Origin of the sequence: Pseudomonas gessardii (assembly GCF_001983165.1) — a bacterium.
Classification (GTDB): Bacteria; Pseudomonadota; Gammaproteobacteria; order Pseudomonadales; family Pseudomonadaceae; genus Aquipseudomonas; species Aquipseudomonas gessardii.
The window spans coordinates 1-20810 of sequence record NZ_MNPU01000022.1 but is presented as its reverse complement, the minus strand read 5'-3'; the positions used below and the strand labels follow the sequence as shown (position 1 = coordinate 20810).

18 protein-coding genes and 1 pseudogene are annotated in these 20810 nt (G+C 63.0%); 8 read left to right on the top strand and 11 right to left on the bottom strand.

Annotation, left to right across the window (positions count from 1 at the left end; all coding sequences use genetic code 11):
* Positions 1-100: 100 nt before the first annotated feature.
* Genes BLL38_RS16345 through BLL38_RS16330 form a run of 4 tightly spaced genes read right to left on the bottom strand, consistent with a single transcriptional unit; the run spans position 101 to position 6394 of the window.
* Positions 101-1465 (bottom strand): heavy metal sensor histidine kinase, encoded by a 1365-nt coding sequence (locus BLL38_RS16345; RefSeq protein ID WP_076963495.1) that lies wholly within the window; start codon positions 1463-1465, stop codon positions 101-103.
* Positions 1455-2132, bottom strand: a complete 678-nt coding sequence (locus tag BLL38_RS16340; protein WP_076963494.1) for a heavy metal response regulator transcription factor — start codon at positions 2130-2132, stop codon at positions 1455-1457. Before BLL38_RS16340 ends, BLL38_RS16345 begins: the two co-directional genes overlap by 11 nt.
* Before the next feature lie 9 nt (positions 2133-2141).
* Entirely contained in the window at positions 2142-5234 is a 3093-nt protein-coding gene (locus BLL38_RS16335; protein ID WP_076963493.1) for a multidrug efflux RND transporter permease subunit, read from the bottom strand.
* Complete coding sequence (locus tag BLL38_RS16330) at positions 5231-6394, bottom strand: efflux RND transporter periplasmic adaptor subunit (protein WP_076963492.1); 1164 nt, start codon at positions 6392-6394, stop codon at positions 5231-5233. The genes BLL38_RS16335 and BLL38_RS16330 overlap by 4 nt, the downstream gene beginning before the upstream one ends.
* Before the next feature lie 215 nt (positions 6395-6609).
* Between BLL38_RS16330 and BLL38_RS16325 the strand changes: the two genes are divergently transcribed.
* The 4 genes and pseudogenes from BLL38_RS16325 to BLL38_RS16315 all read left to right on the top strand — a co-directional run bounded on the left by BLL38_RS16325 (position 6610) and on the right by BLL38_RS16315 (position 9875).
* A complete protein-coding gene (locus BLL38_RS16325; protein ID WP_076963491.1) occupies positions 6610-6843 on the top strand; it encodes a hypothetical protein in 234 nt (77 codons plus the stop codon).
* A 146-nt stretch (positions 6844-6989) separates the two neighbouring features.
* Positions 6990-8204: a transporter substrate-binding domain-containing protein gene (locus BLL38_RS16320; protein WP_076963490.1), complete on the top strand. Its 1215-nt coding sequence runs from the start codon at positions 6990-6992 to the stop codon at positions 8202-8204.
* Positions 8205-8300: 96 nt separating this feature from the next.
* Positions 8301-8582 (top strand): annotated as a pseudogene (locus tag BLL38_RS31930) (PAS domain-containing protein); the annotation flags it as partial.
* Between the two features lie 153 nt (positions 8583-8735).
* On the top strand, positions 8736-9875 hold the full coding sequence (locus BLL38_RS16315; RefSeq protein WP_415640228.1) for a methyl-accepting chemotaxis protein: 1140 nt from the start codon (positions 8736-8738) through the stop codon (positions 9873-9875).
* On the opposite strand, the gene BLL38_RS16310 is transcribed toward BLL38_RS16315, so the two are convergent.
* The 5 genes from BLL38_RS16310 to BLL38_RS16290 form a co-directional block, all read right to left on the bottom strand.
* Entirely contained in the window at positions 9872-10615 is a 744-nt protein-coding gene (locus tag BLL38_RS16310) for a YkgJ family cysteine cluster protein (RefSeq protein ID WP_076963488.1), read from the bottom strand. The genes BLL38_RS16315 and BLL38_RS16310 overlap by 4 nt on opposite strands.
* Before the next feature lie 108 nt (positions 10616-10723).
* Positions 10724-11206, bottom strand: a complete 483-nt coding sequence (locus BLL38_RS16305) for a GNAT family N-acetyltransferase (protein WP_076963487.1) — start codon at positions 11204-11206, stop codon at positions 10724-10726.
* A gap of 6 nt (positions 11207-11212) precedes the next feature.
* Positions 11213-12115, bottom strand: coding sequence for a chemotaxis protein CheV (locus tag BLL38_RS16300; protein ID WP_076963486.1), 903 nt, complete (start codon positions 12113-12115; stop codon positions 11213-11215).
* A 96-nt stretch (positions 12116-12211) separates the two neighbouring features.
* The gene (locus BLL38_RS16295; RefSeq protein WP_076963485.1) at positions 12212-13186 is read right to left on the bottom strand and encodes a 2-hydroxyacid dehydrogenase; all 975 of its coding nucleotides are present in this window, start codon (positions 13184-13186) and stop codon (positions 12212-12214) included.
* Between the two features lie 144 nt (positions 13187-13330).
* Positions 13331-14299 (bottom strand): LysR family transcriptional regulator, encoded by a 969-nt coding sequence (locus BLL38_RS16290; RefSeq protein ID WP_076963484.1) that lies wholly within the window; start codon positions 14297-14299, stop codon positions 13331-13333.
* Positions 14300-14480: 181 nt separating this feature from the next.
* Here BLL38_RS16290 and BLL38_RS16285 point away from each other — a divergent pair, with 181 nt between their 5' ends.
* The 4 genes from BLL38_RS16285 to BLL38_RS16270 are packed head-to-tail and all read left to right on the top strand — an operon-like array spanning position 14481 to position 19248.
* Positions 14481-15992 carry an efflux transporter outer membrane subunit gene (locus BLL38_RS16285; RefSeq protein WP_076963483.1) on the top strand — a complete coding sequence of 504 codons (1512 nt, stop codon included), beginning with the start codon at positions 14481-14483 and terminating at the stop codon, positions 15990-15992.
* An 11-nt stretch (positions 15993-16003) separates the two neighbouring features.
* Positions 16004-18187 carry an FUSC family protein gene (locus tag BLL38_RS16280; RefSeq protein WP_076963482.1) on the top strand — a complete coding sequence of 728 codons (2184 nt, stop codon included), beginning with the start codon at positions 16004-16006 and terminating at the stop codon, positions 18185-18187.
* Positions 18177-18377: a DUF1656 domain-containing protein gene (locus BLL38_RS16275; protein WP_076963481.1), complete on the top strand. Its 201-nt coding sequence runs from the start codon at positions 18177-18179 to the stop codon at positions 18375-18377. The genes BLL38_RS16280 and BLL38_RS16275 overlap by 11 nt, the downstream gene beginning before the upstream one ends.
* A 10-nt stretch (positions 18378-18387) precedes the next feature.
* Positions 18388-19248, top strand: coding sequence for an efflux RND transporter periplasmic adaptor subunit (locus BLL38_RS16270; RefSeq protein WP_076963480.1), 861 nt, complete (start codon positions 18388-18390; stop codon positions 19246-19248).
* Here BLL38_RS16270 and BLL38_RS16265 read toward each other — a convergent pair.
* Entirely contained in the window at positions 19245-19706 is a 462-nt protein-coding gene (locus tag BLL38_RS16265) for a hypothetical protein (RefSeq protein WP_242627615.1), read from the bottom strand. The genes BLL38_RS16270 and BLL38_RS16265 overlap by 4 nt on opposite strands.
* Positions 19696-20810, bottom strand: a 1115-nt coding sequence (gene ssp4 / locus BLL38_RS16260) for an Ssp4 family T6SS effector (protein ID WP_341274194.1), incomplete at its 5' end; no start/stop codon positions are given. The genes ssp4 and BLL38_RS16265, both read right to left, overlap by 11 nt.

The window sequence follows — 20810 nt, the reverse complement described above, 5'->3', positions numbered from 1 at the left end:
ATTGCCCAAATCGCAACAGTCAAGACAACGAGGATCCACCTATGGGGATGGGCTTGTGTGGGAGCAAGCCCACATTTTGATGGTATGGCGGTTTTAACATTTAGATCGGCAGGGTGATACCAAAGGTATTGCCTCCGTGCTCACTGCGCACAAACACATCCCCGCCATGCATCAGCGCGATCGCCTTGACGATGGCCAGGCCCAGCCCATGATTGGCCCCGCTGTTACTGCGTGAGGCGTCCACGCGGTAGAAGCGCTCGAACAAGCGGGGCAGGTGCTCGCTGGCGATCATCTCCCCTGGGTTGGTCACGCCAATCAGCACCTGCTGCGCCTGCGCTTCAATCCGCACCGCGATCACCTGCCCCGGCGAGGTGTGCTGCACGGCATTGTTCAGCAGGTTGATCAGGGCCCGGCGCAAATGGGCCTTTTCGATCCGTACCTGGGCATCGCCGCTCACCGTCACCTGCACCTGGGCGTCTTCGAGGATAAAGTCCAGGTAGTCGAGGGTGGTCGCCACCTCATCGGCCAGGGAGCTTTCGATCAGCTTGGTGGCCTTGCTGCCCTGGTCGGCGCTGGCCAGGAACAGCATGTCATTGATGATCGAGCGCAGGCGCTCCAAGTCTTCCAGGTTCGATTGCAGCACCTCGAAGTAATGCTCGGCCGAGCGGCCACGGGTCAGGGCGACCTGGGTCTGGCCGATCAGGTTGGTCAGCGGCGAGCGCAGTTCGTGGGCCACGTCGGCATTGAAGGATTCCAGGCGTGAGTAGGCGGTTTCCACGCGCTCCAGGGTCGAGTTGAAGGCATTGACGAACTGCTTGAGTTCCGGCGGCAGTGGCGACAGTTGCAAGCGCCCGGACAGTTTCGGCGGTGCCAGTTTTTGCGCTTCATCCGAGAGTTTGATCAGCGGCTTGAGGCCGATACGCGCGACCCAGAAGCCCAGCAGCGAAGCCAGCACCACGCCGACAAACGCCAGGCTGATCAAGGCCATCAGCAGATGGTGCTGGGTGGTGCGGAAGTTGGCGGTGTCGATAGCGATCATAAAGCGCAGCGGCGGGCGCTGGTCCTTGGCCGGAAACTGGCTGACCAGCACCTTGAACGGGTAGGCATGCCCTGGCAGGTACAAGTCGCGCATGCCCGTGGGCCCGGCGGCGAATTTGCGCAGGCGGGCGTCCGGGTTGCCGTACTCGTAGGTCGGGTCACTGCTCACCACCCAGAAACGAATCCGCGTGTCCTCTTCCCCCAGCAGCTTGAGTTTGCTGGTCATCTTCACCCAGTGATCCGGTGTGCCGAAACGCTTGATCGACGACTCCAGCACACTGTAGCGCGCATCCAGCTCGGCCCCCGGCAACAAGCCCAGGCCACGGTCCACTTGCTGGTACAACGCGCCGCCGATCAGCAGGAAAATCACCAGCGCCACCAGGGTGAACATGCCGCTCAGGCGCAGGGCAATCGAGTTACTCGACACTGCGGTTCTCCAGCACATAGCCCATGCCACGGATGGTGTGCAGCAGCTTATGCTCGAAGGGCCCGTCGAGCTTGGCCCGCAGGCGCTTGATCGCCACTTCGACCACATTGGCGTCGCTGTCGAAGTTGATGTCCCAGACCATTTCCGCAATCGCCGTCTTGGACAGGATCTCGCCCTGGCGCCGCGCCAGGACGCTGAGCAGCGAGAACTCCTTGGCGGTCAGGTCCAGGCGCAGGCCGGCGCGGCTGGCCTTGCGGCTGATCAGGTCGATCCACAGGTCGGCGATGGTCACCTGCACCGGCTCATGCCCGCCACTGCGGCGGGTCAGGGCTTGCAGGCGCGCCACCAGTTCGAGGAAGGAAAACGGCTTGCCCAGGTAATCGTCGGCGCCTTCGCGCAGGCCGCGGATGCGGTCTTCCACGCGCTCGCGGGCGGTGAGCATGATCACCGGGGTCTGCTTGCGCGCCCGCAGCGCGCGCAGCACGCCAAAACCGTCGAGGCTGGGCAGCATCACATCGAGCACGATCACCGCGTAGTCGCTTTCCAGGCCCAGGTGCAGGCCCTCGATGCCGTCGCGGGCCACGTCCACGGTGTAGCCTTGCTCCGTCAGCCCGCGATGCAGGTAGTCGGCGGTTTTTTCTTCGTCTTCAATAATCAGGACGCGCATGACCCCGCCTCACTGTGTGGTCGTAAGCCCAAGGGCCGGTGTGGGTCTGTGGAAAAGTTTCTCAAGGTACAAGTATATGACCGGCGTGGTGAACAGCGTCAGTGCCTGGCTCACCAGCAACCCGCCGACCACCGCGATCCCCAGGGGCTGGCGCAGCTCCGCGCCGGGGCCTGCGCCGAGCATCAGCGGCACCGCGCCCAGCAGCGCGGCGAGGGTGGTCATGATGATCGGCCGAAAACGCGTGATACAGGCTTCGTAAATCGCATCGCTAGGCGCCAGCCCGCGCACGCGCTGGGCCTCCAGGGCAAAGTCGATCATCAGGATGCCGTTTTTCTTGACGATGCCGATCAACAACACCAGGCCGATCAAGGCCATGATGGAAAAGTCCTGGCCCAGCAGCCACAGCATGATCAACGCACCCAGGCCGGCGGAGGGCAGGGTCGAGATGATGGTCAGCGGGTGCACGAAACTCTCATACAGCACGCCGAGGATGATATAGACCGCCACCAGCGCCGCGAGGATCAGCCACGGCTGGCTGGCCAATGAGCTCTGGAACGCCTGGGCCGCACCCTGGAAGTTGCCGATAAGGGTGCTCGGCATGCCGATCTCGTTCTTGGCCTGGTCGAGCATGATCACCGCGTCCCCCAGGGCCACGCCCGGCGCCAGGTTGAACGACAGGTTGGCCGCCGGGAACATGCCGTCATGGCTGATCGACAACGGCCCGACGGTTGGCGGATCGACCTTGGCCAGCGCCGACAACGGCACCATCTCGCCGCTCAGGGGTGAGCGCAGGTAGAAGTAGTTCAGGCTCTCGGCCTTGCCCCGTTGCTGGCTGTCCAGTTCCAGCACCACCTGGTATTGGTTGGTCTCGGTCTGGAATTCATTGACCTGGCGTTGGCCGAACGCATCGTACAGCGCCTGGTCGACATCGGTGGCGGTCAGGCCAAAACGCGCGGCGGCCTGGCGGTCGATACTGATGTGGGTAATGCTGCCGCCCAGTTGCAGGTCATTGGACAGATCGCGGAAGGCCGGGTTGGCGTGCAGTTTTTCGGTGAGGCGTTGGGTCCAGGTGTTCAGGGTCGCGCCGTCGTTGCTCTTGAGCACGTATTGGTACTGGCTGCGGCTGGGCCCGGAGCTGAGGTTGATGTCCTGGCCGGCGCGCAGGTACAGCACGATCCCCGGCACTTGGGCCAGTTTGGCGCGGATCCGGTCGATAAACTGGCTGGCGGACACATCGCGATCGCCCCGATCCTTCAAGGCAATCCAGACGCGGCCGTTGGCAATGGTCTGGTTGCTGCCGGTCACGCCCACGGCGTGGGAGAAGTTTTCCACCGCAGGGTCGGCCTTGATGATCTCGGCCAGGGCCTGGTGCTTGGCCACCATGTCCGGGTAGGACACATCGGCCGCCGCCTCGCTGGTGCCGAGGATAAAACCGGTGTCCTGCACCGGGAAAAACCCCTTGGGGATAAACACGTAGCCGGCCACGGCCAGGCCCAGGGTCACGGTGAAGAGAGCAAGCATCGTGCGCGGATGGGCCAGGGCCCGGCGCAGGTTCCTCGCGTAACCGGCCAGCAGGCGTTCGCCAAAGCCCGGCTTGTCATGGGGACGGTGGGTGGGGGCGCGCATAAACTGCCCGGCCAGCATCGGCGCCAGGGTCAGGGACACCACCACCGAAATCAGGATGGTCGAGGTCGCGGTCAGGGCAAATTCCTTGAACAGGCGCCCGACCACGCCGCCCATAAACAGCAGCGGGATAAACGCGGCCACCAGCGAGAAGCTGATGGAGACCACGGTAAACCCAATCTCGCCGGCGCCCTTGATCGCCGCTTCGCGCTTGTCCAGGCCCGCCTCAAGGTGACGATGGATGTTCTCCACCACCACAATCGCATCGTCCACCACAAACCCCACGGCGATCACGATGGCCACCAGGGTCAGGTTGTTCAAGCTGAAACCCATCACGTACATCAAGGCAAAAGTGGCCACCAGCGACACCCCCAGCACACTGGAGACAATCAGGGTTGCCGACCACTGGCGCAGGAACAGCGCCATCACCGCCACCACCAGTAGCACGGCGATCAACAGGGTGATTTCCACTTCATGCAGCGAGGCGCGAATGGTCTTGGTGCGGTCCGACAGCGGGCTGACCTCCACCGACGCCGGCAGCATCGCCTGCAAGCGCGGCAGTTCGGCCAGGATGCGGTCCACGGTGTCGACGATATTGGCCCCCGGCTGGCGGAAGATCACCAGGTTGACCCCCGGCCTATCACCGGACCAGGCCTGCACGTAGGCGTTCTCCGAGCCATTGACCACTCGCGCCACATCGCGCAGTTGCACCGGCGCGCCGTCCTTGTAGGAGACGATCAACTCACCGTATTGCTCGGGGTGGAACAGTTGGTCGTTGGTCGACAGCGTCGACACGCTGTCGCGCCCATACAGCGCGCCCTTGGCCAGGTTCAGGCTCGATTGCTGCAACACCAGGCGGATATCGGCCAGGGTCAGGCCGATGGCGGCGAGTTTGTCCGGCGAGGCCTGCACGCGAATCGCCGGGCGCTGCTGGCCGGTGATGCTGATCTGGCCGACGCCGTCGATCTGGCTGATCTGCCGGGCCAGCAGGGTTTCCACGTAGTCGCTCAGTTCGGTGCCGGGCATATTGTTGGAGCTGAGACTGAGGATCAGCACCGGGCTGTCCGCCGGGTTGACCTTGCGCCAGGTCGGCAGGTTGGGCATATCGCTGGGCAACTTGCCGGCGGCCGTGTTGATCGCCGCCTGTACTTCCTGGGCGGCGGTGTCGATGCTTTTTTCGAGGGTAAATTGCAGGGTCAGCAGGGTGGAGCCCAAGGCACTGCTGGACGTCATCTGGGTCATGCCGGGGATGGCGCTGAATTGCACTTCCAGGGGCGTGGCCACCGAGGACGCCATGGTGTCGGGGCTGGCGCCGGGCAGTTGGGCGGTGACCTGGATCGTCGGGAACTCGGCCTCCGGCAAGGGCGCGACGGGCAGGCGCGGGAAGGCGATCAACCCTAGCAGCACCAGGGCAAAAGTCAGCAGCAGGGTGGCGACCGGGTGGTCGACGCACCAGGCCGATACCGAGCCGCCCTTCATGGCTGGGCCTGCGCTTGGGCCGTCTGGATCCGGGGCGGCTCCTTGAGCACCTCCACCCGGGCGCCGGCCTTGAGGCGTGACTGGCCGTCGCTGACCAGCACATCACCGGGCTGCACGCCGGTGACAATCGTCAGGTCGCTGTTCTGGTAAGCCACGTGCACGGGCACCACGTCCACCTTGTCGCCACTGAGGCGGTACACGAAGTGCGAGTCCATACCGCGCTGGACCACGGTGGGTGGCACCACCAAGGCGGCCTTGTCGAGGGCGGTCTGGATCTTCACCGTGACCAGTTGCCCCGGCCACAGCGTTTGCGCGGCATTGCTGAACACCGCCTTGGCGCGGATGGTGCCGGTGCTGGCGCTGATCTGGTTATCGATCAGGCTCAGGCGGCCTTCGCCGAGCAAGAGCGCCGCCGGGCTATCGGTGTCGGCGCCGAGAAACGCATCGACACTGGCCGGGTGTGGCGCGGCGATCAGGCCCTGCAGGGTCGGCAGCATCTGTTGCGGCAGGGAGAATTCCACGGCGATGGGATCGATCTGCGTCACCGAGAACAGGCCCTGGGCATCCGTGGTGCGCAGGAAGTTGCCCTCATCCACATTACGAATCCCCACCCGGCCGCTGACGGGGGAGCGAATCTGTGTGTAGGAAAGCTGTACCTGGGCCGCATCAATCGCCGCCTGGTTGCCCAGGGCCGTGGCCTTGAGCTGGTTGACCAGGGCTTGCTGCTGGTCGTAAGTCTGCTTCGACACGCCGTCGTCGATGCTCAGTTCCTTGTAGCGCTTGAGATTGACCTGCGCCACCTGCAACTGCGCCTGGCTTTCGCCCAACTGAGCCTTGGCCTGGTCGAGGCTGGCGCGGATCGCCCGGTCATCGATGCTCGCCAGCAGGTCGCCGGCTTTTACCAATTGTCCTTCCTTGACCAGCAGTTTGGTGAGGATGCCGTCGACCTGTGGGCGAATGACCACACTGTGCAGCGACAGCACCGAGCCGATGCCGCTGACAAACCGCGGGATATCCTGCTGCGCGACACTGACCACCCGCACCGGGACTGCGCTGGAGGCCGCCAGCTTGGTCTTGGCCGGTCGGGTCGCTACCCAGGCCACGACCGCCAGGGTCACGACGGCGAGCACAATCCAGGTGGTTTTGCGATGCATGGGCATGGGCTTGCGGCGTCCAGACAGGGAATGGGAAGAGTGGAGGCTCTTTATAGCCTGCAAACCCGGTCAGCAAAGTGACCGTTAACTGACAGCGCGGTCAGCAAAGGTCGACCATTCGTACCGGCAGTGGTTAAAGAACCAGGGCGCGCAGGTATACTGCGCGCCAGTGTGGCCCGCAAGTCGGGCCCGCGTCATTTTTTGCACGCCCCGGAGCTTCCATGAATTGCCCGACCCAACCGCCTGTTGAAAGCGCCGAACTCGCTGATCCAGACTGCCTCGACAGTGAAGCCAAGCCGGCGATCCCGGCCTTCAAGTTCCCCTTCAAGCCGGGTGAATTGGCCGGGGCAAAGGACAGCAATCAGCCGTGGTACAAAAACGGCGCCAAGAACGGCCACACCAAGACCCCCGGCATGGCGCCGCCCGGCACCCGCCGTTCGATGGGTAAACGCTGACGGCAGTTGTGCCTACAGCCATTGCTGACTTTTCGCCTTGTCGGCCCATGACCTTTTCTTGAAAGCTGCTCGATACCCCCTGCGCCGCGCCTGGTTGGCAGCCGCATGGGGTGAAGGAGTGGGTCTTTCAAGAAAGGGATGTCTTCATGGCTTGGGCAAAGATCTTCGTTTTATCCATTGGGTCGCTGCTGTCGGGCAGCCTTCTGGTAGGGGCGGCGGCAGGTGCTGCGCCGCGCAGCGAGATCCGCTTTGCGATCTCCCCGTTGTTTCCGCCCTATGAAAGCCGCAATGCCCAAGGGCAATTGGTTGGCTTGAACATCGAGCTGGGCAATGCCTTGTGTGCGCAACTCGATGTTCGCTGCACCTGGGTCGATCAAGTGTTCACCCATAGCATCGGCGCCCTTGAAAGCCGGCGTTTCGATGCAATCATGGGTATGGCGTCTACCCCACAACGCCGGCAGTTGATCGACTTCAGCGATGATCTGTACCCCCTGACCACTCACTTGGTGGCACGCCGGTATTCCGGGCTGATGCCCACGGTACGTGCCCTCAAGGGCAAGCGCGTGGGGGTGTTGACCGGCAGCAATCGCGAAGCCTTCGCCCTGGCGCAATGGGCGCCGGCCGGTGTGATCATCAAGAGTTTCTGGCTCAACGACCAGTTGATCCGCAGCCTGGTGGCCGGTGATATCGATGCAACGCTGCAAGGCACCGCAGAAATCCGCCAGGAACTGCTCGACACCGAGCAGGGGCAATCTTTCGATTTCGTCGGCCCGCCGGTCACCGGCCAACAACTGGGCACCGCCGTGGCCATTGGCGTGCGCAAGTCCGACCCCGAGTTGCGCCGTGACCTTAACCGGGCACTGGAGCAGCTCAAGCAGAGTGGCGAGCACCAGCGCATTCTCCAGAGCTATCAGCAGGAAGAACCCGAGGCCGCCACTGTGCAAGACACGCACGGGCCGCAATTTTATCCCAGTGAGCTGGAGCTGCCCTTTTCCGAGGCCGTGCGGGTGGGGAGCATGCTGTATATCTCGACTATTTTGGGCGTGGACGTGAACCGCAACCTGGTGAAAGGGGGCACGGGCGCGCAGATGACACAGGTGATGACCACCCTGCACGACCTGTTGGAACGCCATCAGTCGTCGCTGGACCGGGTGGTCAAGTGCACCTTGATGCTGGTCGACCTGGATGACCTGGCCCTGGTCAACCAGGTGTACCTGGGCTACTTCGCCCGTAGCCGGTTGCCGGCCCGCAGCGTACTGGCCATCCGTAGGCTGCCACACGGGGCGCGGGTGGCGATGGAGTGCGTGGCCCTGACCGAGGAGCCCCTTGGGCCTGCGATGCGGCGGGGCGTGGGCAACTAAATGCGTGGAACATGAGCTGGATCAGTATTTGCTCAACCGGTGCGCTTAGAGTCGGTGCCCCTGCCGACTCCCTCAACAACCCCGAGCGCGCTTTTCATGAAGATCAATCTCCCGGTCACGGGTCGAAGTGTGGACATTGCCCAAGACGCCAACATCCTCTCGACCACTGATTTAGGCAGTTCGATTACCTACGCCAACCAGGATTTTATCGACGTCAGCGGCTACAGCCGCGAGGAACTGCTGGGCGCGCCACATAATCTGCTACGCCATCCAGACATGCCGTCGGCGGCCTTTGCCCATATGTGGCAGACCCTCAAAAGCGGCCACTCGTGGATGGGCATGGTGAAGAACCGCTGCAAAAACGGCGATCACTATTGGGTCAGCGCCTATGCCTCGCCGGTTACCCGTGATGGCGTGGCGGTGGAATACCAGTCGGTGCGCACCAAGCCCGATGCACGGCGGGTGTTGGCGGCAGAGCGCGCTTATGCCCGCCTGCGCGCGGGGACTCGGCGCGTGCGGCCAGTGCTGGAGATGCCCTTGAAGCTGTCGCTGGTCACCGGCGCCACAGGCGCCCTGACCTGGGGCGTGGGGGCCGGGTTGGCCAGTTATTCGTGGGCGTTGCAAGTGCTGGGCCTGGCGGCGGTGGGTGCGGCGGGCGTATTGGGCATCAATCTGCTGTTGCGCCCCCTGAGGCAATTGAGCGAGCGGGCGCGGCAGATTGCCGACAACCCCGTCAGCCAGGCGATCTATACCGGGCGTGCGGATGAACTGGGGCAAATCGAATTCGCCATGCAGATGCTCGAAGCCCAGGTGGGCGCGGTGGTCGGCCGGATTGGCGATGCGTCGCAGCGTTTATCCGGGCACGCGGCGGCCCTGGTCCAGCAACTGGACAGCAGCCACGCCAGCACCCTGGGCCAGCAGAGTCAGACCGACCAAGTGGCCACCGCCATCCAGGAGATGGCGGCCAGCGTGGCGCAAGTCGCCAGCCATGCCCAACAAGCCTCGAAGGCGGCGGACCAGGCCGGCAGCGAGACCCGCGAAGGCCATCAACGGGTGGACGAAAGCCGTGATGCGGTGCTGCGCCTGTCCCAGGAACTGGCCAGGGCCACCAGCGTGATCCATCAATTGGAAAGCCACAGCGGGGATATTTCCAGCGTGCTGGAGGTGATCCGGGCGATTGCCGAGCAGACTAACCTGCTGGCCCTCAACGCGGCCATCGAGGCGGCGCGGGCGGGCGAGCAGGGGCGTGGTTTTGCGGTGGTGGCTGACGAAGTGCGCGGCCTGGCGCAACGTACCCAGCAATCGACCAATGAAATCCAGCGCATGATCAGCACCCTGCAGGGCGGCGCCCGCGATGCGGTGATGGTCATGGAGCAAAGCAGCCAGCATGTCGAAGCCAGTGTTGAGCATGCCCAGCGCGCCGCGTCGGCCCTGGATGGCATCAGCCAGCGGGTCAACCAGATCACCGCCATGAGTGTGCAGATCGCCACGGCGGTGGAGGAGCAGAGCGCGGTGAGCGAGGACATCAATCGCAATATCGTCGGCATTCGCGATGCCGGCGAGGCCACCGTCAGCGCCGGCCAGCAGAGCCAGCTCAGTTCGGGCGACGTGGCGGCACTGGCAGAAGACCTGCGGCGGCTGGCGGAAGAGTTCTGGGGCAAGCGCCGTTAGGCGGCGCGCAGGGAGATAAACGCATAGTTGGCCGGCACCTCGGTGGCTATCTGCGCCCCGGCCTCGAGCAACTGTTCGGCGATATCCATCCCGGACACATGAAACACCCACTCATTGGCCACGGCCGGTTGCTCCACCGCCAGCGCAATGGCCCGGGCAAAGGCGCCCATGTCCGGCAGGTACGCGGTAAAGCCATCGCCCTTGAGCGCCGTGGTGCGAATCCCCAGCAGGGCGCACACCGCCTCTTTGGTCTGCACATCGTCACGGTCGGCCTGGCGCGAGCGGCGGATCAACTCGGCCAGTTCCCGGTCCACCAGCTCGCCGCCGACGATCAGCGCCGGGCCCTGTTCCCAGGATTGCGGCGGGCAGTCCTTGGCGGCCGGGTTCAGCGGGATATGCGGGTTGATCTCCATCGGGTAGATGCGACAGACCAGCGGCCGCCGCTCGTAGATGCCGCAGCGGTTGTCTTCGTCAAGATTCCGGCAGGGCCCGGCGTTGTAGGCGGCAAAGGTGATTGCCACAAATGCCTGGGTCGTGCCGCTGGGTACCACCACCGAACGTCGTTCGGCATGCTCGCGTTGTTGCAGTGGCAGGCCCAGGCCGTTGCCCAGGAACCCCTCCACCAGCACGATGACATTACCGCCGTCCGCCGCCCACTGGCGGGCCTCGTCGAGGGTCAGGGGGACATGATGGTCGGTGCAGCATTTGCCGCAACCAACGCAGGAAAACTGAGTATTCATGGAGGATCTGCTACCAGGCCAGGTCAGAGGGCTCTCTTGAACGGTGACGGGTTTTGACCTCTATCTGCCGTTCAGGAACTCTGGAAGCAAATTATGCGCCAGCACCGCTCAGTCTTCGCTGACCGCGTCGCGTAGCACAAACACCATGCCGGCACTCTCATACAGCTGGCGTGCGCGCAGGTTGCCCTCCAGCACCTTGAGGTCCACATAGGGCTCGCCGCGCTGCTTGAACACCTGGAAGCTGTGCAGCAACAAGGCGCGCCCCAGCCCCTGGCCCTGGGCGCAGGGGTGGACACTGAGGTGCTTGATAAAGGCGCTGGTCCAGCACTGGGCCACGCCGAGAATACCATCGCCGTTACTGGCCACCAGGCACAGCCTGGGGTCGAATTCGGCATCGCTGATGAACTGTTGTCGCCAGGTGTCCAGGTTGGCTACCCGGCCACCGCCCTGTTCCTGGGTCATGCGCAACACGGCATGAATCGCCGGGGCCAGTTCGTCGCGGTAATGGTCCAGGCGGGTGTCAGCCGGCCACTGCGGCGCGGGCAGGCTGCGGGTGAGGTCGCGGCGTAGCAGTTGGTAATACGCGGTCACTATTTATTACCGGCCTTGTTGCGCCACGGTCTGGGCCGCGATCACCAGGCATTTGGTCAGCTCGGGCGACGAGAACTTGGTCAAGACCGAGTTGGCACCGGCCAGGCGGGCTTTTTCGCTGTTCATCGCGCTGTCCAGGGAGGTGTGCAACAGCACGTAGAGGTCCTGGAAATCCGGGGTTTCGCGCAGGGTACGGGTGAGAGCGTAACCGTCCATTTCCGACATTTCGATGTCAGACACCACCACATTGATCTGCCCGGCGGTGCCTTGCAGCTCCAGCAGCACATCGATGGCTTCCTTGGCGCTGCGTGCGGTGTGGCAGGTCAGGCCAAGGTTGCGCAGGGTGTGTACCGATTGCTGCAGGGCCACCTGGCTGTCGTCCACCACCAGGATGCGCGCATGGCCGAGCACTTCGGCTTCTGCCATGGTCAAGTCGGTCGGTGCCACTTCGATCTGCGCGGGGGCGATGGCGTGGATGACTTTTTCGATGTCCAGCACCTGCACCAGCACCCCGTCCACCTGGGTCACGCCGGTGATAAACGAGCGATTGCCGCCGGAGCCAAAGGGCGGCGGGCGGATATCGGTGGTCAGGCAATGCACGATCCGGCTCACCGCCTGCACATGCAGGCCCTGTTTGGAGCGGCTGACATCGGTGACGATCAGGCAGCCGCCGTCGGGGTCTTGCAGGGGCATCTCGCCCAGCGCCCGGCTGAGGTCGATCACCGACAAGGCCGTGCCGCGCAGGGTGGCGATGCCTTTGACGTGCGGGTGGGACTCCGGCAGCTTGGTCAGTGGCGGGCAGGGAATGATTTCGCTGACTTTCAGCAGGTTGATGGCCATCAGCTTGCCGCTGCGCAAGGTAAAGAGCAGAAGCGAGAGTGAATCTGCGCGGGCTTTGGTGGTGGACATAAAAACCTTCTGTGGATCAGGGATAACAATCTATAGCGGGTTATCGACGTTCACGCCAAAAACTGTAGGGGCTGGCAAGCCACACACACTAACAGGTCAACCCTTCCACACCTGCGGGTTCACCAGATCCTGCGGGCGCTGGCCCAACAGGGCGCTGCGCAGGTTGTCCAGGGCGCGGTTGGCCATGGCTTCACGGGTTTCATGGGTGGCCGAGCCGATATGGGGCAAGGTCACCGCATTGCTCAGTTGGAACAGCGGCGACTCGGCCAGGGGCTCGCGCTCATACACATCCAGCCCGGCACCGCGAATACGCTGGGTTTGCAGGGCCTCGATCAGTGCCGGCTCGTCCACCACCGGGCCCCGGGAAATATTCACCAGGATCGCGCTGGATTTCATCAAGCCTAGCTCACGATGGCTGATCAGGTGCCTGGTCTTTTCGCTCAAGGGCACCACCAGGCACACAAAATCCGCCTCGGCCAGCAGTTGGTCCAGGCTGCGCAACTGCGCGCCCAGCTCCTGTTCCAGTGCGGTCTTGCGGCTGTTGCCGCTGTAGATAATCGGCATATTGAAGCCCAGGCGCCCACGGCGGGCGATGGCCGCGCCGATATTGCCCAGGCCGACGATACCCAGGGTCTTGCCGTGCACATCACAACCAAACAACGGCGCGCCGACGCTGGCTTTCCACTGCCCGGCCTTGGTCCAGGCGTCCAGCTCGGCCACGCGGCGGGCGCTGCTCATCAGCAGGGCAAAGGCCAGGTCGGCGGTGCTTTCGGTCAGCACGTCGGGGGTGTTGGTGAGCATGATCCCGCGTTCGTTGAAGTAGTCCACGTCGTAGTTGTCGTAGCCTACCGAGACGCTGGACACGACCTCAAGCTTGCCCGCACCGTCGAGCTGCGCGCGCCCGAGCTTGCGGCCAACGCCGATCAGGCCGTGGGCGTGGGGCAGGGCTTCATTGAACTGCGCGTTGATATCGCCCTGCCTGGGGTTGGGCACGATGACCTCGAAGTCCTGTTGCAGGCGTTCGATCATTTCGGGGGTGATACGGCTGAAGGCGAGGACAGTCTTTTTCATCGCAAGTGAGGCTCATCGACGGGGAAGAATGCCAAGCACGCTAACATTCCTGCCCACACTTGTCAGGACACCGCATCACCAATGTGGGAGCGGGCAAGCCCGCTCCCACAGGGGACTTTCTATATTTGGGGGCCGTGTTCCAAATCAGGTTGTAAGGCGCACCGCACCCAAACTGCCACTTAACTCATACGCCACCAGCTCCGCCTGGTGCGCCGCGAGGATCTCCGGCAGCGAGCCGCGCAGGTACTCCACCCAAGTCTTGATCTTCGCATCCAGGTACTGGCGCGATGGGTAGATGGCATACAGGTTCAGCTCCTGGGAGCGGTACGTCGGCATCATCCGCACCAGGGTGCCGTTGCGCAGGCCTTCGATGGCCGCGTACACCGGCAGCAGGCCGACGCCCATGCCGCTGATGATCGCGGTCTTCATCGCGTCGGCGGAGTTCACCAGGAACGGCGAGCTGTTGATGCTCACGCTTTCCTGGCCATCCGGGCCGTTGAAGGCCCATTTGTCCAGCTGGATCACCGGGCTGACCAGGCGCAGGCAGGCATGGTTGAGCAGGTCACTGGGCCGCTGCGCGCAGCCGTTGGCTTTAACGTAGGCCGGCGAGGCACAGACGATGCTGTAGGTGATCCCCAGGCGCTGGGAGACAAACCCCGAGTCCGGCAACTCGCTGGCGAGCACGATGGACACGTCGTAGCCCTCGTCCAGCAGGTCGGGTACGCGGTTGGCCAGGGTCAGGTCGAAGGTCACGTCGGGGTGGGTGCGGCGGTAGCGGGCAATCGCATCGATCACGAAATGCTGGCCGATGCCGGTCATGGTGTGCACTTTGAGCTGCCCGGCGGGGCGCGCATGGGCGTCGCTGGCTTCGGCCTCGGCCTCCTCGACATAGGCGAGGATCTGCTCGCAGCGCAATAAATAGCGCTTGCCGGCCTCGGTCAGGGCGATGCGGCGGGTGGTGCGGTTGAGCAAGCGGGTTTGCAGATGGGCCTCCAGATTGGAGACCGCGCGCGAGACGTTGGCCGTGGTGGTGTCCAGTTGTCCCGCGGCGGCGGTGAAGCTGCCGGCTTCGGCGACACAACTGAAGGCGCGCATATTTTGCAAAGTGTCCATGGGGTGCTCTCAAGGGAGATGACAAATTGTGACAGAAAGTTACGACTACCAGTGATCCCTACCAATGGATTATCGCCTGAACGGTAACAAAGATTCACAGGAATCCCACCTTATCGCCATTCCCCGCGCCCCCTAGAATTGCCGCACCGTCCCCGCCACACCACCTCAGGAATTCGCAGCAGTGCCGCGTCGCATCAGCAGAGAGCTGAAGACTCTCAGTGTTTGGGCTTTATCGTTAGCAATCAGCGGCTGCATCGGAACCGGAGGGATTGCCCCCCAAGGCAAGCGCCTCGCCGCCAACACCCTGGCCACCGACGAGGCCATCCAGAGCGCGACCCGGGATGCCCACTGGCCGACCACCCAGTGGTGGCAGGCCTATGGCGACCCGCAGCTCAATCGTTGGATCGACCTCGCCGTATACGGCAGCCCAAGCATGGCCGAAGCCGCCGCCCGGGTGCGTGAAGCGCGGGCCATGGCCGGGTTGGCCGAGTCGGCCGAGGCCGTGCAGATCAACGGCGACGCCAGCCTCAAGCGCCACAACTGGCCCAGCGATCAGTTCTACGGCCCTGGTAAATTGGACAATTCCACCACCTGGGACAACAACGCCGCCCTGGGCCTGAGCTACGCCCTCGACCTGTGGGGCCGCGAGCGCAATGCCAGCGAGCGCGCCGTGGACCTGGCGCATATGAGTGTCGCCCAGGCGCGCCAGGCCCAGCTGGAACTGCAGAACAACGTGGTGCGCGCCTATATCCAGCTGTCGTTGCATTACGCCCAGCGCGATATCGTCGCCGCCACCCTGGCCCAGCAACAGCAGATCCTCGACCTGGCGCAAAAACGCCTGGACGGTGGCATCGGCACGCACTTTGAAGTCAGCCAGGCCCAGACCCCATTGCCCGAAACCCATCGGCAACTGGACGCCCTCGACGAAGCAATCGCCCTGACCCGCAACCAACTGGCCGCCCTGGCCGGCAAGGGCCCGGGGGCGGGCGCAAGCTTGCAGCGGCCGACCCTGGCCCTTGGCGCACCGCTGAAATTGCCCTCGGCACTGCCCGCGCAATTGCTTGGCCAGCGCCCGGACGTGGTCGCCAGCCGTTGGCAGATCGCGGCCCAGGCCCGGGGGATTGACGTGGCCCACGCCGGTTTCTACCCCAACGTCGACCTGGTGGGCAGCCTCGGCTACGTCGCCACCGGCGGCGGCATGTTGGAGTTTCTTACCGGCAAGAAGCTCAACTACAGCGTCGGCCCGGCGATCACCCTGCCGATCTTCGACGGTGGCCGCCTGCGCGCGCAATTGGGCGAGGCCAGCGCCGGCTACGACATTGCCGTGGCCCGCTACAACCAGACCCTGGTCAATGCGCTCAAAGGCATCAGCGACCAACTGATCCGCCGCGAATCCATGGCCAAGCAGCAGACCTTCGCTGCCGAGTCGGTGGCCTCGGCGCAGAAAACCTATGACATCGCAATGATCGCCTACCAGCGCGGCCTGACCGATTACCTCAACGTGCTTAATGCGCAAACCCTGCTGTTTCGCCAGCAACAGGTCGAGCAACAGGTCCAGGCTGCGCGCCTGAGCGCCCATGCCGAACTGGTCACCGCCCTGGGCGGCGGCCTGGGCGCGGGCAACGATGCGCCGGCACCCGATAAGACACTCCCGAGCAAGACCCCGGCGGCCTTGGCCGTGTTCGATCACTGATCAGGTTGCCCATGACTCCCTTGCCTGCACCGCTGCGTTGGCTGCATTCCCTGGAATGGCGCCGTGGCTTTTTCGACTGGGCGCGCAGTGATGGCGTGACCTGGGTGTATATCTTCAAAGTACTGATCGCCGCCTTTCTCACCCTGTGGCTGGCCATGCGCCTGGAATTGCCACAACCGCGTACCGCGATGATCACCGTGTTTATCGTGATGCAACCGCAAAGCGGCCAGGTGTTCGCCAAGAGTTTCTACCGCTTCCTCGGCACCTTGGCGGGGTCGGCGGTGATGGTGTTGCTGATCGCCCTGTTTGCGCAAAACACCGAGCTGTTCCTGGGCGCGCTGGCGATCTGGGTGGGGGTGTGCACGGCCGGCGCCACGCGCAACCGTAACTTTCGCGCCTATGGTTTTGTACTGGCCGGTTATACGGCGGCGATGGTCGGTCTGCCGGCGCTGGCCCACCCGGACGGCGCGTTTATGGCGGCGGTGTGGCGGGTGCTGGAAATCTCCCTGGGGATTCTGTGTGCGACCCTGGTCAGCGCCGCGATCCTGCCGCAAACCAGCAGTGCGGCCATGCGCAACGCCTTGTACCAGCGCTTCGGCACCTTTGCCCTGTTCGTGACCGATGGCCTGCGTGGTCGTAGCCAGCGTGAAGGGTTTGAAAGCAGCAACGTGCGCTTTATCGCCGAAGCCGTGGGCCTGGAGGGGCTGCGCAGCGTCACCGTCTTTGAAGACCCGCATATGCGTCGGCGCAATGGCCGGCTCAGCCGCTTGAACAGCGAGTTCATGGGCATCACCACGCGCTTCAACGCCCTGCACCAGTTGCTCGAACGCCTGCGCAGCGATGCCGCCGACCACGTGGTGGCCGCGATCAAGCCCGGCCTGCAGGACTTGGCCGAGTTGCTCGATGGCTTCAGCGGGCGCGCCCTGACCAGCCCCGATGCCGCGCGCCTGGTGAGCCAACTGGCGGCCTATAAGGAGAGCCTGCCCGCCAAGGTCCGCAGCCTGCGGGCGTTGTTCCAGGAGAGCGGCCCCAGCGATGCCGAGCAGTTGGATTTTCACACCGCTTATGAGCTGCTGTACCGCTTTGTCGATGACCTGCACAACTACGCACAGACCCACGCCTCCCTGGCCGAGCACAGTCACGCACGGGAGCACTGGGACGAGTCCTACACGCCGAAAACCAACTGGCTGGCCTGCGCCGCGTCGGGGATTCGCGCCTCATTCATTCTGCTGGTACTGGGCAGTTACTGGGTGGCCACGGCCTGGCCCAGCGGCGCGACCATGACCCTGATCGCGGCGGCCACTGTCGGCTTGTCGGCCGCCACGCCAAACCCCAAGCGCATGGCCTTCCAGATGGCCTGCGGGACTTTGATCGGCGCGCTGGTGGGGTTTGTGGAAATGTTCTTCGTGTTTCCCTGGATCGACGGTTTCCCCTTGCTCTGCGTGATGCTCGCCCCGGTGATCGTGCTTGGCGCGTTCCTCTCATCGCGCCCGCAATACGCCGGGGTCGGCCTGGGCCTGTTGATTTTCTTCAGCACCGGTTCGGTGCCGGATAACCTGACGATCTACAACCCCTACACCTTTATCAACGACTACATCGCCATGATCATCGGCATGCTGGTGTGTGCCGCAGCGGGAGCGATCATCCTGCCGCCCAACAGCCCGTGGCTATGGCGCCGTCTGGAGCGCGACCTGCGCGAGCAAGTGGTGTATGCCATCAGTGGCAAGCTCAAGGGCCTGGCCTCGGGGTTTGAAAGCCGCACCCGCGACCTGCTGCACCAGGCCTATGGCCTGGCGGCCGGCCAGCCGCAGGTGCAACGCAACCTGTTGCGCTGGATGTTCGTGGTGCTGGAGGTCGGCCACGCGATCATCGAATTGCGCAAGGAACAGGCGATCCTGCCGGTGCACCCGGCCTATGCCCAATCCCAGCCCTGGCGCCAGGCGATCCGGGTGATGGGGCGCTCGCTGGTGCGGCTGTTCTTGCAGCCGAGCCAGAGCAACCTGGAGCGCGCGCTGGTGGCGGTCGATCACGCCATCAGCCGCGTGCAGGCCACCGACGAACCCTTCGCCCCGCACTTCGACACCTCGGCCCTGCGCCGGGTGAAAAGCTACCTGCACTTTATCCGCACCTCCCTGCTGGACCCGCAATCGCCCCTGGCTGCCTTCAAGCCTTCCGGAGTCGCCCATGCCTCGTGAAATCGCGTTCCACGGCATCTACATGCCAACCATGACCCTGATGTTTTTTATCGCCGCCGCACTGGCCTGGGCCCTGGATCGCTGCCTGGCGGGTTATGACCTGTACCGTTTTTTCTGGCACCCGGCGCTGCTGCGCCTGAGCCTGTTCACCTGTCTTTTCGGCGCCATGGCGCTGACCGTCTACCGTTGAGAATGCCCCGATGAAAAAGTTTTTCAGCCTGCTCGCAACCCTGCTGGTTCTGGCCCTGGCGATCTGGATTGGCCGCACCTTGTGGGTCCATTACATGCAGACCCCATGGACCCGCGATGGCCGGGTGCGCGCCGATATCATCAACGTGGCCGCCGACGTCACCGGCGAAGTGGTGGACGTGCCGGTGCGTGACAACCAACGGGTGAAAAAGGGCGACCTGTTGATGCAGATCGACCCCGAGCACTACCGCATTGCGGTCAAGCAGGCGCAGTCTGTGGTCGCCTCACGCAAGGCCACCTGGGAGATGCGCAAGGTCAACGCCCACCGCCGCGCCGACCTTGATGCCCTGGTGATCTCCAAAGAGAACCGCGACGACGCCAGCAACATCGCCGACTCGGCCCTGGCCGACTACCAACACGCCCTGGCGCAACTGGAGGCGGCCGAGCTGAATTTGAAACGCACGCAAGTCGTGTCCGCCGTCGACGGCTATGTCACCAACCTCAACGTGCATCGCGGTGACTATGCGCGTATTGGCGAGGCGAAGATGGCGGTAGTCGATAGGCACTCGTTCTGGGTCTACGGCTTCTTTGAAGAAACCAAGCTGCCCCATGTGAAAGTCGGTGATAAAGCCGACATGCAACTGATGAGCGGCGAGACCCTCAAGGGCCATGTGGAAAGCATCTCCCGCGGCATCTACGACCGCGACAACCCCGAGAGCCGCGAACTGATCGCCGACGTGAACCCGACGTTTAACTGGGTACGCCTGGCCCAGCGGGTGCCGGTGCGCATTCATATTGATGAAGTGCCGCCGGGGGTGTTATTGGCGGCGGGGATTACGTGCACCGTGATCGTCAACCCGGCGCAAGACTAAAGAGCGGTTGGCATTTTTGCCGTGGTTTTACGCCGACGTTTGACCCTTAGCATGCTGGTGTAGCGGCGGTGGTTTTTCGAGTTGAGCACCAGGAGATAAAGCAGAGAGGTGAACAGAGTCATTAAATTAAATAGCGTAGCTGGATGGCTGCTCAAATAACCTGCCGCGAGCAATATATTTAAAACCGCCGTGGGTATTAGTATTCGAGGGGCGTAACGAATCCCCTCGGATAACATTACTTGCCCGACGTGAAAAAATAAGTACAGGGTTATTCCGGCCGCGAAAGCAATTTCATCCGAGAGGTGTGAGATTTGTGCGAAATAAGAAAGGCTTGTCGCTGTGTTACTTCCAATGCTGAATAGACTAAGCAGCATGGCGCCGCCAAATGATGGTAGAAAACGATAGGCGTAACGGCGCCAGATTAGATGTTCACGTAACGGGTCGACGCTATAAGTCATTGTTGTCGAACTCCTCATATAGCCCTATGACTATGTGATTGATGTTTCCAGATGTCGCACTACCTGTTACTGCCAAGGCTGCTCCAACCTGATCGGTAATTTGGGTGAGTATGTCCAGACGTAACTGGGGATTGCTGTAGCGTTTGGGTAATTGCCCGGCTAACTGCTTCAGACGGATTATCTCGCGGGGGTGGCGAGGGTTCTTCAGTCGTAGGACTTCATCGGTCAATTTTGCTCGTTCTTGACGGCTCATACGCCGCAAAATATCCGTCATGTTGCGGCCGGTTGCCCCCTTGATTGTCGTCACTGTCTTGACGCTGGCAAACATAGTGGTGCCTGCGCCTACTAATGAAATACCGTCCAAGGCAACGGTCATTGTCTGGTACCAACTTAGCTTGTCGTATTGATCATTTTTGGCTGGGTTATCCAACTCGTTGCGGGTCCGCCATACACCATTCAAGCACTGTGCGCCGCTGGCAGCAGTACCTGTATACGCGATGGAGGTTAGTGCAAGGCTTGCTCCTGCACTGAAGGGCGCTGCTGCAATACCTAATTTTGCAACAACGACTCCAATCACAGCGCCTACACAGGAAAATGCCATCCCCGATGCCTCCTGCCACAGCTGTGATTCACGAGACGAGTTCACAGCCAAGTGCGCATATTCATCGGCAGTCATTATTGGTCCGGTTACTTCCCGCAAAATCACCCGCTTGGGCGTGATACTGCACAACGGCACAAACTCGCGCAGTACCGTCACCTGATAATCACTGCTGATATGCACCACCCCAGCCCCGACGATGGCGGGGTTGGCGTCAATGGTTCGATAGAGTTTTGGCAAATCCAGCAGGCTGGTCAGTCGCTGGCGGGTTGCGGTGTGGGCGCCGGGCACGCCGCTGTTGAGAACATCCGTGAGCATCCATTCACCTTCCCCTGGGCAGAGGGGAAAGAGCCTGAAGACTGAGCCCGGCGAATGATGTGTAAGCGCTCCATAAACCCCACCTCCCGCTGGTGGGGTTTTGCGTTTTAAAGTGGCGTTGTGGGTTTGCAGTTCCACGGCAGCAGCGCTTCGTAGCCTTCGATGCAATTGGCCTGAGGCAGGCGTTC